The organism is Alphaproteobacteria bacterium, from assembly GCA_020638555.1.
Lineage (GTDB): Bacteria > Pseudomonadota > Alphaproteobacteria > Bin95 > Bin95 > JACKII01.
Window position 1 is genome coordinate 39686 of record JACKII010000004.1, and the last position, 13156, is coordinate 52841.

Consider the following 13156-nt stretch of genomic DNA (forward strand, 5'->3'; position numbering starts at 1 on the left):
AGTGCGGTCGCATGAGTGACCGCACCTACCCTTCCCGCCCCTGGTCGGCGGTTGGCGTGGTCGTCTGGAAAGGCGACCACGTTTTGCTGATTCAACGCGGCAAGGAGCCCCGCCGCGGCGAATGGAGCATTCCCGGCGGCTCGCACGATCTGGGCGAGACCGTGCGTGAGGCCGCAGTGCGCGAGGTGATGGAGGAGACCGGCGTCACCATCCGCCTCGGCCCCATTGTCGACGTGATCGACACGATCCGCCGCGACAGCGCCGGGCGCATTCTGATCCACTTCACCCTGACCGACTTTGCCGCCACCTGGGTGGCGGGCGATGCGGTGGCCGGCGACGACGCCATGAACGCGGAGTTCGTGCCCTTTGAGGACGCCCTCCGCCGCCTGAACTGGAGCGAAACCGCCCGCGTCATCCGTGAATCCCGACGGTTGCTGGGGCTGGACTAGGGAGATTCCGCCATGGTCATGGGCATGCTCGACATCTGGAAGCGCGACCCGGACAGCCCGGACATCGTCGCGCTGCCGCCGGTGATCCATGCCGTGGGGTTTCTGGCGGGCTATGCCTGCAATATCTGGTGGGGCTGGAGCTTCGGCGTCGGCCGGGCGCTCGGCATCGGCTGGTTGCTGGTGGCCGCGGCCGGCCTGCTGGCGGTTTGGGCCGCCTGGTGCTTCCGCCGCGCCGGCACCAACATCCCGCCGCACCAACCGGCGACCGCCCTGGTGACCGACGGCCCCTACCGCGCGACGCGCAACCCGATGTATGTGGCGCTCGCCGTCGCCCAGATCGGCCTTGCCGGCGTTCTGGACGCGCCGGCGGTGCTGCTGGCGCTGGTCGTCATCGTCCCGCTGATGCACTGGGGCGTGGTGCTGCGCGAGGAAGCCTATATGGAAGCCAAGTTCGGCGAGGCGTATCGGGCCTACAAGCAGGCGACGAAGCGGTATGTTTGATAGCCGCGGCGTAGACTGGACCTTTCTCCACTCCCCTCCGTCCCAAACTTGATTTGGGACCCATGCCTGAGCGTTCCCCGCGGGCTCCAACTCTGTGATGGGCTCTCAGCCGGGGACCCCGGATCAAGTCCGGGGAAGCGAGGAAGGCGGTGCAGAGGTCCCAATTCTCGACCTTGGGCAGATTGCCCATGGTGGCGATCCCGGCCGCTTGGTTCCCTCTCCTCTCTCTCCCGCGCAGGCGGGAGCCCATGCCGGAGACGATCCCACAAAGTCCGGGCTTTGCCAGAAGCACTCAGGCATGGACCCCGGATCGCGTCCGGGGAAGCTAGGAAGGCGGTGCGGAGGGCCCAATTCTCGACCTTGGGCAGATTGCCCATGGTGGCGATCCCGGCACTTGGTTCCCTCCTCCCCTCTCTCCCGCGCAGGCGGGAGCCCATGCCGGAGACGACCCCGCAAAGTCCGGGCTTTCCGAGGTGCAGGCATGGACCCCGGATCACATCCGGGCAAGCGAGGGAGGCGCTGCAGAGGGTCGGAGGTTTCCCGCCTTCGGCATCATACCGGCGCTACAACCCCAACTGCGCCTTGGCGATGATGTTGTGCTGGATCTCGTTCGAACCGGAATAGATCGAGGTCTTGCGGAAGTGGAAATAGGCGGGTGAGGCGCCGTTGGCGTACTCGGCGCCGACCGGCGGCTCGTTCCAACCCTGGGTCAGGGCGCCGAACACATAGGGGTGCGCGTAATAGCCGAGCGCGTGCACCTTCAACTCGGTCAGGCGCTGTTGAATCTCGGTGTTGCGGATCTTGAACAGGTTCGCCTCGGTCCCGAGCGTCTGGCCGCCCAGTTCGCCGGCCCGGCTCACCCGGTCGATGGCGCGGAGGTTGAACGCCTCCAGCGTGCCGAGTTCCACCTCGATGCTGGCGACCTCGCGCGCGAAGGCCGCGTCTTCCAGCAGCGGCGCTGCGCCGCCAGAGCCCTCCAGGCTCGCGATGTGCTTCAGCTGGCGCAGCAGCGCCTTGTGCTGGCCAAGCGAGCCGCCGCCCATGCGCTCGTGCGCCAGCAGGTATTTGCCGATGCCCCAGCCCTCGTTCTCGACGCCGACCAGGTTTTCCACCGGCACGCGCACGTCGGTATAGAAGACCTGGTTGGTCTCGTGCAGGCCGTCCAGCAGGTAGATCGGCCGGATCTCGATGCCCGGCGTCTTCAGGTCGACCAGCAGGAACGAAATGCCCTGCTGCCGTTTCTCAAACTTGCCGGTGCGCACCAGCAGGAACACCCAGTCGGCCCAGTGCGCCTTGGTGGTCCAGATCTTCGAGCCGTTCACCACATAGTGGTCGCCATCGCGCACCGCCTCGGTCTTGAGGCTGGCGAGGTCGGAGCCGGCGCCCGGCTCGCTATAGCCCTGGCACCAGATCTTCTCGCCGGCCAGCATCGGCGGCAGGTGGGCGCGCTTCTGTTCCTCGGTGCCGTAGCGCATCAGCACCGGCCCGCACATGTTGATGCCGAACGAGACGATGCGCGGCGCGCCGGCGATGCCGCATTCCTCGTCGAAAATGTATTTCTGGGTCAGCGACCAGCCGGGACCGCCGTATTCCTTGGGCCAGTTCGGCGCGACCCAGCCCTGGCCCGCGAGGATTTTGTGCCATTCCAGCATGTCCGCGTATTGCTGCTCGACGCCATTCTCGACCTTGTAGCGCAGGCGGTCAGGGAGCCTCTCGCGCAGGAAGGTGCGGACGTGCTCGCGGAATTCGGCGTCTTCGGGGGCAAAGGCGAGGTCCATGGCGGTTCTCCTGTTATCCTCCGCTTCATCCTGAGTAGCCGGCGTATCGAAGGATCGGTTCTGGCATCCGGCGTCCCTCGATACGCGCCTGTGGCGCTACTCGGGATGAAAGGTGTTGGTGCTACAGCGCCGGCGCTTCCCTGATGCTCTTCGGCACGGCGCGCGGGATGTATTTGCCGTCCGACAGCGCGCCGTGGAACGCGCCGTCCTCGACCATCACCTTGCCGCGCAGCAGGGTCATGCAGGGCCAGGCGGTGACAGGGTGTCCCTCCCACGGGGTGTAGTCGGTCTCATGCAGGTTTTCGGCGCGGACGGTGCCGCGGACGCCCGGGTCCAGAACGCAGATATCGGCGTCGGAACCCGCCGCAATCGCGCCCTTCTGCGGGTACAGGCCCATGATCTTGGCCGCGTTGGTCGAGACCATGTCCACGAACCGCTCCAGCGAGTAGCCGCGCTTGGTCACGCATTGGTGGTACATGACGCCCACCCGCGGCTCGCAGCCGGCATTGCCGCCGGTGGTGTCGTCGATGCCGCTGCCGATGGTCTTCATGTTGAGATTGCAGCAGATCTCGTCGGTTGCCACGCAGTTGATCGCCCCGTCGAGCGTGCCGCGCCAGATCTCGTCCTGGTCCGCCTGGGTCTTCAGCGAAGGGTAGGTGTGGAACATCTGCCCGTTCGGGCGTTTGTAGTCCTCCTGCGTGTAGCACATGTACTGGTGCAGGCTTTCGCCATAGATCGCCTGCCCCTTCGCCCGCGCCTCGCGGATCGCCTTGACGCCTGTCCCAGCCGAGACGTGCATGAAATAGAGCGGGGTTCGCTCCGACTCCGCCAGGCGGATGACGCGGCGGAAGCTCAGATCCTCGGAGAGCTGGTTGTGCACCTCGGCCAGGTTGTGGAAGCTGGTGCGGCCCTCGCGGAACAACTTCTCGTACATGTGCATGACGATATCGTTGTCCTCGGCATGGATCACGCCCAGGCCGTTATTGGCGGTCAGGACCTTGAACAACTCCCAGAGATCGCCGAAATGCACCATCCGCCCCTGGCGCGACGGCGTGATGTTGGTGCTGAAAATCTTCACCGTCGGATAGCCGCCCTCCAGCAACGGCGGCAGCTCCGCCAGCGTCTCCGGCTCGATATCGCCCAGCAGCATCAGGTGATAGGCATAGTCGCAATAGCACTGATCGACCCATTGCCGGTCGCGCTCGGCGATCACCTGGGTCAGCGGTTTCGGGTCCATGCGCGCGGCGAAGTCGATGATGGTGGTGGTGCCGCCCCAGAGCGCCGCCCGGCTCACATCCTCCGGCGGCCCGCTGGTCACGGCCGAGCCATCCGGCAATGGCATGTGCCAGGCGCAATGCACGTGCGGGTCGATACCGCCCGGAATGACGATCTTGCCCGCAACATCCTTGACCCGCGCGGCCTGGTCGTCCGGAACCACGCCCGGCGCCGTAACGGCGGCGATCTGCTGACCCTTGATGGCCACGTCATAAACGCCGACACCCTGCGGTGTCACCGCGGTACCGCCACGAAGGATGAGATCGAACATGAGGCCTGACACTCCACCAGAAAAAGGACCGATGGGAGGGAAGTGTCGCGCGGCTGTGCGGTCAGCGCAAGACCGATCAGCCGGCCGGGGGGCGCGGTCGGTCGGGCTCCGCCTGCGCCACCTCGATCGGGATGGCGGCCAGCGTGGCGAAGACACGCTTGCGGCTGGCGAGCGGCCACCATTGGAACAGGAATATCTCGATGGGCCGCCACATGGCCACCCAACTGCAAATGAACAGGCCTTCCGACAGAATGCGGCCGACAATGCCCAGGTCCAGGCCCACCACGATCCGGCTGAGGGTCAGGCAGCCGATCAGAAACGCCAGCCCAATGGCCAGCGCCAGCCGCCCCTCGCGGAACAGGGCGCGGATGCGCCGGTCCATCGCCCAGCGCCGGTAGGCGAAATAGTGGTGGACCGCGGATTTCACCTGTTCCGCCGCCTCTTCCGAGGCGCCGGCGACGGTAAAGCGGAGCCGCACCGGGTGCTGGCGATGCAGTTCCTCGACGGCGCCGACCAGATAATCCTCGGCGCTGGCGTCGAGATCGCGGCTGCTGAACGGGGACGGGTCGAGCGTGTTGAACAGGCGGCTCAAATTGTCGAGCCGCACCTCGATCAGCGCCACACCGTCGACGATCCGGTAGGGAGGCTGTTCGACGGGCATGGCATCGGGCCCCTAGCGCGAACGCGCCGCCATGGGCCTCAAACCGCGACCGAGTGCCGGGCGGCGGCCTGTTGCAGATAGGTGTCGAACGCAGCGGCCACCACACGCACCAAGGGCTTGCCGGCGGGCGTCAGCGTCAGCCGGTCGCCGTCGACGACAATCAGCCCGTCCCGCGCCATGTCGGCCAGCGCCGCGTCGGCATCGGCGAGCGCGTCCGGCGGGGCACCGTAGCGGGCGCGGGCCGCGGCCAAGTCGATATGGCCCTGGCACATCAGTTCTTCGATCACATGGGCGCGCAACGGTTCGTCGCCGCGATAGGCGTGGCCCTTGCCGATCGGGAAGCGCCCCTCGCCCACCGCTCGCGCCCAGGCGCCGGTCTCGGCGATGTTCTGCACATAGCCGAACGGCGTCCGGCCGATGGAGGTGGCGCCGACGCCCAGCAGGGCGTTCGCCTGGTCGGTGGTATAGCCCTGGAAGTTCCGCCGCAGGCGCCCTGCCGCCGCCGCCACGGCCAGATCGTCCGCCGGCAGGGCGAAATGGTCCAGGCCGATGGCCTCGTAGCCGGCCGCAACCAGGGCTTCGGCCGCGGCCGTGGCTTGCTCGATGCGCGCCGTCGAGCCCGGTAGGGCGGCCTCGTCGATCAGGCGTTGCTTCTTGGCCATCCAAGGCACATGGGCATAGCCGAACAGCGCGATCCGGTCCGGACGCATGGCGACGCATTCGGCGATGGTTTGCAGCAGGCTCGCCGCGGTCTGGTGCGGCAGGCCGTAGATCAGGTCGAAATTGACACTGGCGACCCCGGCCGCCCGCAGCCCTTCGACCGCGCGGCGCACCATGTCCGGCGGCTGGATGCGATTGATCGCGGCCTGAACCTTGGGGTCGAACTCCTGCACGCCGAAACTGGCACGGGTGAAGCCCAGCCGGCCCACGGTTGCGATCATCTCATCGGAGAGCGTGCGCGGGTCGCCCTCCAGGGCGATCTCGGCGTCCTCGGCGAAGTCGAACCGGCGGCGCACCGTTGCCATCACCCGGGCGAGGTCGCTGGGCTCCAGCGCGGTCGGCGTGCCGCCGCCGAAATGCAGGTGCGAGATGCGGAAGCGCCCCGGCAGCCGTGCGGCCACCAGGTCGAGTTCGGCGATCAGGCTGTCGCAATAGCGGGCAATCGGCGCGGCGCGGGTCGCGAGCTTCATGTTGCAACCGCAATACCAGCAAAGCTGCCGGCAGAACGGCACGTGCAGATAGAGCGAGACCGGCTCGGTCGGGTCCAGGCGCTCCAGCCAGCCGGCATAGGTCTCCGCCCCCAGGTCGGGCCGAAAATGCGGCGCGGTCGGGTAGCTGGTATAGCGCGGCACGGCGCGCGCCGCGTATTGGGAAAGGACGCTGACCATATCTTTCACCTAGGCCGCCACGATGCCCTTGGCAAAGCGGCAAATTGGGCCATCGCGCGGCACGGCGGCGCCCCGGTCCGAATGCTTGCGCTTGCATGCCCGGCCCTGCCGCGCCAGTGTAGCGCCCCCGGTCGGCCGAGAAGCCGGGTTTGCCAAGAGGAATGCCATGACCGCCCCCACGCCCCGCACCGCTGCCGAGGCCTTTCTGCTCTGCCTGAAACAGGCGGGCGTCGATCATTTCTTCGCCAATCCCGGCACCGATTTCGCGCCCCTCATCGAGGGCTATGCCCATGGCGCGCTCCAGGGCTGGGACCTGCCCCGGCCCATCCCCTGCGCGCACGAGACGGTGGCCATGGGCATGGCCTATGGCGTCACCATGGTGACGGGCAAGCCGCAGGCGGTGATGCTGCACACCAATGTCGGCCTCGCCAACGGCATTATGGGTCTGCTGAACGCCTGTAGCGATCAGGTGCCGATGCTGCTGTTCTCCGGTCGCACGCCCCTGACCGAGGCCGGCCGCGACGGCCGCCGCGACGCCGGCATTCATTGGGGCCAGGAAATGCGCGACCAGGCCGGCATGGTGCGCGAGGCGACCAAGTGGGACTACGATGCCCGCTATGGCGACCAGATCCCCGCCCTTCTCGACCGGGCGCTGGCCATTGCCGAGAGCGCGCCGCAGGGGCCGGTCTATCTGTCGCTGGCGCGCGAGGTGCTGGGCGAAGCCTGGCCGGAGGGTCAGCCGCTGCCGAGGCGGCGCCTCTCCGCCGCCACCCTCACCCGTCCGGCGGCAAGCGCGGTCGAACAGGCCGCCGACAACCTGGCCAATGCGAAGCGGCCGCTGATTCTCTGCCAGCGCTCCGGCACCGATGCGGCCGCCTGGCAGGCGCTGGTCGGGTTGGCGGAGGCCTTCGCCCTGCCCGTCGGCGAGCATTGGAGCATCCGGCCGAGTTTCCCGACCAACCACCCCATGCATGCCGGCTTCGCCCCTTCAGCCGCCGTCGCCGCGGCCGATGCGATCCTGGTGATCGACAGCATGGTGCCCTGGATCCCCGCCCACACGGACCTGGCCGACGATTGCCGGGTGATCCAACTGGGCGCCGACCCGCTGGTCTCGAAAATTCCGGTGCGCGGCTACCCCAGCGACCTGTCGCTGGCCGGCGATGTGGCGCTGACCCTGGCCGACCTGCACGCCGCCCTCGCCGACCGGCTGGCGCCGAACAGCGCCGCCGTCGTCGCCCGCAGGGAGACGCTCACCGCCGCCCACGCCAAGGCGCGGCAGGCGGTGATGGCCATTGCCGAGAGCGGCGGCGGCTCGCCCATGCACCCGTTTTACGCCACGCTCTGCATCAACAGGGCGTTCGGACCGGAGGCGACCTATGTCTCGGAACTGGCACTGAACCCGGCGGCGGTCGACATCCAGCGGCCCGGCCAGTATCTGAGCCACGCCATGTCCGGCGGCCTGGGCTGGGGCGTGCCGGCGGGAATGGGGGTCCAGCTCGCCAAGCCGGGCGAGGCGGTGGTCGCCTGCGTCGGCGATGGCAGCCACATGTTCGCCAACCCCGTGGCGGCCCATCAGATCGCCGAGGCGCTGGACCTGCCGCTGCTGATCTGCGTCTTCAACAATGGCATCTGGAATGCGGTGCGCCGGGCGGCGCTCAACATGTATCCGGACGGCGACGCGTCGAAGGCGAACGTCATGCCGCTGACCTCGCTTCGCCCCTCGCCGGACTTCGCAGCCATCGCCAAGGCCAGCCGCGCCCACGGCGAGCAGGTGCTGGACGGCCAGGACCTCCCGGCGGCCCTGGAGCGCGCCAAGGCCGCGATGAAAGCCGGTCAGCCGGCGTTGCTCGATATCGCCGTGCGCCTGCCATAGGGCGCGAGACGGCAAAAGGGGCCGCACCGCAGGCAGTGCGCCCCCTCATTGCCCCCGGTTGCCCCCAACCTTCGGCTGCTGCCGATTTTTGCCCCCGGGTTGGGTATGGTTGTAAGCGAACCGGTGCGGCGAAACATCGCCCAATTGGGTGAAAAATCGCATTTTCCGCATATTTCGACACGGTTTTGTCAACGATTGTTCATCTTCGGCCGGAAGCCGCCGTGAATCCGTCGCGCGTCTGGCTCAGACCACCTTGCCTACCAGCGCGCCGATTCCCGCGGTGGCCGCCATGGCCAGCACGCCCCAGAGGGTCACCCGCACGGCCGCCTTCAGCGGACTGGCGCCGCCGGCCCAGGCCGAGACCGCGCCCAGCGAAGCCAGGCTGGCGAGAGACGCCACCGCCACCACCGGAATGGCGCTCGTCATCGGCGCAATCGCCACGGCGGCGAGCGGCAGGACCGCGCCGATGGAAAAGGTCGCGGCCGAGGTCAGGGCCGCCTGGATCGGCCGAAAGGTGATGATCTCGGAAATGCCGAGTTCATCGCGTGCATGGGCGCCCAAGGCGTCGTGATCCATCAACTGGGCCGACACCTCGCGCGCAAGACCGATCTCCACACCGCGCGCGGCATAGATTTGCGCCAGCTCCTCCAGCTCGGCCTGCGGCGCGGTTTCCAGGGCGGTCCGTTCGGTTTCCAGGTCCGCCCGCTCCGTATCCGACTGCGAGCTGACGGAGACATACTCGCCGGCCGCCATCGACATGGCGCCGGCAACCAGCCCCGCAACGCCGGCGATCAGGATCGTTGCCCGGTCTGGCTCTGCCGCGGCCACGCCGACGATGAGGCTGGCGGTCGAGACGATGCCGTCATTGGCCCCCAGCACCGCCGCCCGCAGCCAGCCGACCCGATGCACGAAATGGTGTTCGCGCTCCAACGCATGATGTGCCACGGCTAACATTCCTTGGATCTTCGCGCGGACGACCGGCCCTGTCGCAGAACGGCCTGACGAGCGAATAGAAGGATAGGCCACCGAAGCCAAGGCGGTGAATGCGCCGGGCGACCAAAGGCGGAGACGGGCGTCAGGCGGGGACAAACTCCATCAGCACGCCACAGGCATCGGCCGGCCGCACCCGCAAGCCGCCATCCGCCAGTGGCTCCGCCGCGATGCCCTGGCGTTTCAGGTGTGCGGCTGTCGCCGCCGGATCCGAAACCGCAATCCGCATCGCATACCAGCGCGGCAGCGGCCCCACCGGAAGCTCGGCACCCGGATGCAGGCGGGCGAACGCCTCGGGCTGCACCGCGTCGATCCGGCCTTTCGGCAGTGCGACGGTCAGGCCATGGTCGGCCGGCTGCACCCGGTCGGCGCCATAGACCTTTGCCAGCCCCGCACGCGTCGCGTCCAGATCGCTGACAATCGCCGTCACCGACGCGAGCGCGACGGCGCCGTTGGCGTGGCTGAGCCAGGCCGGCGTGCGCATCAGGTCGGGCGTGCGATGGCAGCAGAAAAAGGTCCAGATGCCGGCCGTCTGCTCCTTCGGGATCATGACATTGTGGAAGGTCACCATGCCCTTCGGCTCGTCCTGCGGCCGCTCCAGCAGGATCGGCCCCTGAATTTCCAGGCCGCGTTCGGTCAGTTCGGCCGCAATTCGGTCGGCATCCGCGGTCCCGTTGGCCAGGCGCTGAAACCCCTCGCCGCGGGTGGCCAGAAACTCCTTGAAACCGAAGTCCGGGAGTTCCGGCTGGTTCATGCCCAGCAGTTCCAGATAGGTGCCCGGAAACATGATGCAGTAGTTTGCGGTGGCCCGGTTTTGGTGGTCGCCCATGGGCACATGGGTGAAGCCCAGGCGCTCGTAAACGGCGCGCGCGGCCTCCAGGTCCTTGACCGCGATGACAGCATGATCGAGCCCGAGAATCGCTTGGCTCATGACGGGTTTCTCCCCATAATATAGGCTTGTCTTTGGAGTTTAGGCGAGTCGATGGCCCGCAGCAAACCGGCTTTGGGAATGAAACGCAACGCGCTGCGCCGCCTGGTGTTGCGGATCGTCGGATTCGTGATGGTTTGTGCCGGCCTGGCCTCACTGCCCTTCCCGATTCCGTTCGGCCTGCTGTCGATTGCGGTCGGCCTCGTGCTGCTGATCGGCAACAGCGACTGGGTGGCGGGTCAGGTGCGCAACGCCCGGGCGCGCTCGCCCCGGTTTCACCGCAGCATGCGCCGCGCCGGCCGCCGCCTGCCCCGGCGGCTGCACCGCGTTCTCGCCGCGACCGACCCCCGCCACCCGCCCCGACGTCAGGTAGGCCTATGACCACACGCACGCTTCCGAAAACCGACCGCTATTTCGTCGCCAACGCTTCCATTCCGGCCGAGCCGGTGAAGGCGCTGGAGGGCATGCCCGAAAGCCAGGGCGGACACCATCTCTCGATCAAGCCGCTGATGGTCGGCCAGGACATGGTGTTCCTGGAGGCCCATCGCGAAAAGGGCCTGATCGACCCCGAACACGCCCACCCCGATCACGAGTCGATCTGTTATCTGGTCAAAGGCAAGGTGCGCGTCGTCATCGCCGGCGAGGAGTTCATCGCCAATCCGGGCGACACCTGGATCCACCCGGCCGGCGTGCCCCACTATCACGAGGCATTGGAAGACTCGGTGCAGATCGAAATCAAGTCGCCGCCGAAGAAAACATGGACCTGAAACCCTACACCGTTCACAGCCAGCCGGCCGACCTGCACTCGCTGCCGACGGCACAACCGTTGGTCGAGGCGCGGGATGTCAGCATTCGCTATGGCGGCACCATGGTGCTGGAGCACGTCGATCTGGCGGTGCGCAGCGGCGAGGTCGTCACCCTGATCGGCCCGAATGGCAGCGGCAAGACCACCCTCATTCGCCTGCTGGGCGGTCTGGTCACGCCGGACAGTGGCAGCGTGCGGCGGCGGGACGGCCTGCGCATCGGCTACGTGCCGCAAAAGGCCAAGATCCGCACCAGCCTGCCGCTCTCGGTCGCCCGCTTCCTGGCGCTGGGCGGCAAGACCGACCGGGCGGCCGTCGAGGCCGCGCTGGCCGAGGTCGGGGCCGAGGGGCTGCGCAAGGCCTCGATCCACGGGCTTTCGGGCGGCGAGTTCCAGCGGGTGGCCCTGGCCCGTGCCTTGCTGCGCCGGCCGGACCTGCTGCTGCTGGACGAGCCGGCCCAGGGTGTGGACCTGATCGGCCAGGCCCAGCTCTACCAGCTCATCGACCGGCTGCGGCGCGAACGCGGGCTGGGCGTGGTGCTGTCGTCGCACGACCTGCACCTGGTCATGGCGGCGACCGACCGCGTCGTGTGCCTGAATGGCCATGTGTGCTGTGTCGGCACGCCGGCGAGCGTTGCCAGCGACCCGGCCTTTCGCCGCCTGTTCGGCGATGCGGCGGCGGCGCTGGCGGTCTACCGGCACGACCCGACCCACGATCATGCCCACGATCATGCCCATGACCACGCGCATGACCATGAGTGCGGGCACGATCACGCGCCGGACCGGCACGACCGCCCGCACGGCTGACCCCCCTTTCCTCCGATCTCGGACATCCCGACCCGTGTTCGATACCTTCTTTCTCTACGCGCTTGCGGCCGGCATCGGCGTCGCACTGGTGGCGGCCCCGCTCGGCTGCTTCGTGGTCTGGCGCGGGTTGGCCTTTTTCGGCGACGCGCTGGCCCATTCCGCCCTGCTGGGGCTCGCCTTCGGCATCGCCCTGGGCATTGCGCCCGGAATAGCGGTTCTGAGCTTCGCCGTGGTGTTTGCCCTGGTGCTGGCACTATTGGAACGCTGGGGCCGGCTCGCCAGCGACACATTGCTGGGCATCCTCGCTCCCAGCCTGCTGGCGGCGGGCATGGTGGCAGCCAGCGTGCTGCCGGGCGTCCGGCTGGACCTGGTCGGCGCGCTGTTCGGCGACGTGCTCGCGGTGGGCACGGCGGATCTCGCCTGGATCTATGGCGGCGGGTTGATCGTCCTTGCGGCTCTGGCCTGGCTCTGGCGGCCGCTGATCGCGGCCACGACCGACGCGGAACTGGCCGCGGTCGAGGGCGTACCGATCGCCCGCCTGAACCTGGCGCTATTGCTGCTGCTGGCCCTGACGGTGGCGCTGGCGGTCAAGGTGGTCGGCGTGTTGCTGATCGGTGCGTTGCTGGTGATCCCTGCCGCGGCCGCCCGCACCGTCGCCCGTTCGCCGGAGGCCATGGCGGCCATTGCCGCCGGCATCGGCGCCACCGCGGTCGCCCTGGGCCTGCTCGCGTCCTTCCTCTGGGACGCGCCCGCCGGCCCGGCCATCGTCCTGGCCGCGACACTGCTGTTCGCCGTGAGCCTCGCTGCCGGCCGCCAAGTGCAGCCGGCCTAGGCCGCCAGCGCCCGCTCGACCCAGTCGAGCCGGTCCTGACCCCAGAACAATTCGCCGTCGACGACATAGGACGGGATGCCGAACACGTCGCGCTTCAGGGCGTCTTCGGTGTTCTGCAGGAATTCGTCCTCGGTCAGCGGGTCCTGTGCCGCCTGCACCAGGATATCGCCCGGCAAGCCCGCCTCGTTGGCGATGGCTTCCAGTTCGCGCCAGTCGTTGATGTTGCGATCCTCTGCCCACACCGCCTGCGGCAGGGCGAACACCAGCTTGCCCGTGTCCATGCCGAGCCGGTCGCAGGCGACCGTCATCAGCGCGGCGCGGCGCTGGCTCACCGGGTAGAATTGCGGCTTTTCCGACAGCGGCAGGCGATAGAATTCCGCCCAGCGCTGCATTTCGCGCTTGCCGTATTTGCGGTGCAGTTCGCTGCGCGCCGGCGCCTCTTCCTCGCCCAGCAGGCGGATCATCATCTCGCGCAGGTCGACGGGCCAGTAGCGGATGCGCGCGCCCGCCTTCTCCGCAATCGCCTCCAGCCGGTGCTGGGAGAGATAAACCCAGGGGGAGTTCAGGCAGAAATAATAGTCGATTTTCTTGTCGCTCATGG

14 protein-coding genes are annotated in these 13156 nt (G+C 68.0%); 7 read left to right on the plus strand and 7 right to left on the minus strand.

Annotated features, from left to right (window positions below; translation table 11 throughout):
* Nucleotides 1-11: 11 nt before the first annotated feature.
* Together H6844_14155 and H6844_14160 are read left to right on the plus strand one after the other, a co-directional pair.
* The gene (locus H6844_14155) at nucleotides 12-449 is read left to right on the plus strand and encodes an NUDIX hydrolase (GenBank protein ID MCB9930542.1); all 438 of its coding nucleotides are present in this window, start codon (nucleotides 12-14) and stop codon (nucleotides 447-449) included.
* A 12-nt stretch (nucleotides 450-461) separates the two neighbouring features.
* Entirely contained in the window at nucleotides 462-950 is a 489-nt protein-coding gene (locus H6844_14160; protein ID MCB9930543.1) for an isoprenylcysteine carboxylmethyltransferase family protein, read from the plus strand.
* Nucleotides 951-1513: 563 nt separating this feature from the next.
* On the opposite strand, the gene H6844_14165 is transcribed toward H6844_14160, so the two are convergent.
* The 4 genes from H6844_14165 to hemN form a co-directional block, all read right to left on the minus strand.
* Complete coding sequence (locus tag H6844_14165) at nucleotides 1514-2728, minus strand: acyl-CoA dehydrogenase family protein (protein ID MCB9930544.1); 1215 nt, start codon at nucleotides 2726-2728, stop codon at nucleotides 1514-1516.
* 121 nt (nucleotides 2729-2849) lie between these two features.
* Nucleotides 2850-4274: an amidohydrolase family protein gene (locus H6844_14170; protein ID MCB9930545.1), complete on the minus strand. Its 1425-nt coding sequence runs from the start codon at nucleotides 4272-4274 to the stop codon at nucleotides 2850-2852.
* A 76-nt stretch (nucleotides 4275-4350) separates the two neighbouring features.
* A complete protein-coding gene (locus tag H6844_14175; GenBank protein ID MCB9930546.1) occupies nucleotides 4351-4935 on the minus strand; it encodes a hypothetical protein in 585 nt (194 codons plus the stop codon).
* A 38-nt stretch (nucleotides 4936-4973) separates the two neighbouring features.
* On the minus strand, nucleotides 4974-6323 hold the full coding sequence (hemN, locus tag H6844_14180; protein ID MCB9930547.1) for an oxygen-independent coproporphyrinogen III oxidase: 1350 nt from the start codon (nucleotides 6321-6323) through the stop codon (nucleotides 4974-4976).
* 166 nt (nucleotides 6324-6489) lie between these two features.
* Here hemN and H6844_14185 point away from each other — a divergent pair, with 166 nt between their 5' ends.
* On the plus strand, nucleotides 6490-8196 hold the full coding sequence (locus H6844_14185; protein MCB9930548.1) for a thiamine pyrophosphate-requiring protein: 1707 nt from the start codon (nucleotides 6490-6492) through the stop codon (nucleotides 8194-8196).
* A 243-nt stretch (nucleotides 8197-8439) separates the two neighbouring features.
* On the opposite strand, the gene H6844_14190 is transcribed toward H6844_14185, so the two are convergent.
* A complete protein-coding gene (locus H6844_14190; GenBank protein MCB9930549.1) occupies nucleotides 8440-9150 on the minus strand; it encodes a VIT family protein in 711 nt (236 codons plus the stop codon).
* Between the two features lie 121 nt (nucleotides 9151-9271).
* Nucleotides 9272-10117, minus strand: coding sequence for a VOC family protein (locus H6844_14195; GenBank protein MCB9930550.1), 846 nt, complete (start codon nucleotides 10115-10117; stop codon nucleotides 9272-9274).
* A 78-nt stretch (nucleotides 10118-10195) separates the two neighbouring features.
* On the opposite strand from H6844_14195, the gene H6844_14200 reads away from it, so the two are divergent.
* From H6844_14200 to H6844_14215, 4 genes are read left to right on the plus strand one after another with little or no spacing between them, the layout of a single operon-like run.
* Entirely contained in the window at nucleotides 10196-10495 is a 300-nt protein-coding gene (locus H6844_14200) for a hypothetical protein (protein ID MCB9930551.1), read from the plus strand.
* Complete coding sequence (locus tag H6844_14205; GenBank protein ID MCB9930552.1) at nucleotides 10492-10881, plus strand: cupin domain-containing protein; 390 nt, start codon at nucleotides 10492-10494, stop codon at nucleotides 10879-10881. Before H6844_14200 ends, H6844_14205 begins: the two co-directional genes overlap by 4 nt.
* Nucleotides 10872-11723, plus strand: a complete 852-nt coding sequence (locus H6844_14210) for a metal ABC transporter ATP-binding protein (GenBank protein MCB9930553.1) — start codon at nucleotides 10872-10874, stop codon at nucleotides 11721-11723. The genes H6844_14205 and H6844_14210 overlap by 10 nt, the downstream gene beginning before the upstream one ends.
* Nucleotides 11671-12555 (plus strand): metal ABC transporter permease, encoded by an 885-nt coding sequence (locus H6844_14215; protein MCB9930554.1) that lies wholly within the window; start codon nucleotides 11671-11673, stop codon nucleotides 12553-12555. Before H6844_14210 ends, H6844_14215 begins: the two co-directional genes overlap by 53 nt.
* Here the strand turns inward: H6844_14215 and H6844_14220 are convergent.
* On the minus strand, nucleotides 12552-13154 hold the full coding sequence (locus H6844_14220) for a 2-hydroxychromene-2-carboxylate isomerase (GenBank protein ID MCB9930555.1): 603 nt from the start codon (nucleotides 13152-13154) through the stop codon (nucleotides 12552-12554). The two genes, H6844_14215 and H6844_14220, sit on opposite strands and share 4 nt — an antisense overlap.
* Nucleotides 13155-13156: the final 2 nt, after the last annotated feature.

Bases quoted from the DNA above. Each gene is read 5' to 3' on its own strand.
- H6844_14155 (MCB9930542.1), top strand. From the start codon at position 12: ATGAGTGACCGCACCTACCCTTCCCGCCCCTGGTCGGCGGTTGGCGTG.
- H6844_14160 (MCB9930543.1), top strand. From the start codon at position 462: ATGGTCATGGGCATGCTCGACATCTGGAAGCGCGACCCGGACAGCCCG.
- H6844_14165 (MCB9930544.1), bottom strand. From the start codon at position 2,728: ATGGACCTCGCCTTTGCCCCCGAAGACGCCGAATTCCGCGAGCACGTC.
- H6844_14170 (MCB9930545.1), bottom strand. From the start codon at position 4,274: ATGTTCGATCTCATCCTTCGTGGCGGTACCGCGGTGACACCGCAGGGT.
- H6844_14175 (MCB9930546.1), bottom strand. From the start codon at position 4,935: ATGCCCGTCGAACAGCCTCCCTACCGGATCGTCGACGGTGTGGCGCTG.
- hemN (MCB9930547.1), bottom strand. From the start codon at position 6,323: ATGGTCAGCGTCCTTTCCCAATACGCGGCGCGCGCCGTGCCGCGCTAT.
- H6844_14185 (MCB9930548.1), top strand. From the start codon at position 6,490: ATGACCGCCCCCACGCCCCGCACCGCTGCCGAGGCCTTTCTGCTCTGC.
- H6844_14190 (MCB9930549.1), bottom strand. From the start codon at position 9,150: ATGTTAGCCGTGGCACATCATGCGTTGGAGCGCGAACACCATTTCGTG.
- H6844_14195 (MCB9930550.1), bottom strand. From the start codon at position 10,117: ATGAGCCAAGCGATTCTCGGGCTCGATCATGCTGTCATCGCGGTCAAG.
- H6844_14200 (MCB9930551.1), top strand. From the start codon at position 10,196: ATGAAACGCAACGCGCTGCGCCGCCTGGTGTTGCGGATCGTCGGATTC.
- H6844_14205 (MCB9930552.1), top strand. From the start codon at position 10,492: ATGACCACACGCACGCTTCCGAAAACCGACCGCTATTTCGTCGCCAAC.
- H6844_14210 (MCB9930553.1), top strand. From the start codon at position 10,872: ATGGACCTGAAACCCTACACCGTTCACAGCCAGCCGGCCGACCTGCAC.
- H6844_14215 (MCB9930554.1), top strand. From the start codon at position 11,671: ATGAGTGCGGGCACGATCACGCGCCGGACCGGCACGACCGCCCGCACG.
- H6844_14220 (MCB9930555.1), bottom strand. From the start codon at position 13,154: ATGAGCGACAAGAAAATCGACTATTATTTCTGCCTGAACTCCCCCTGG.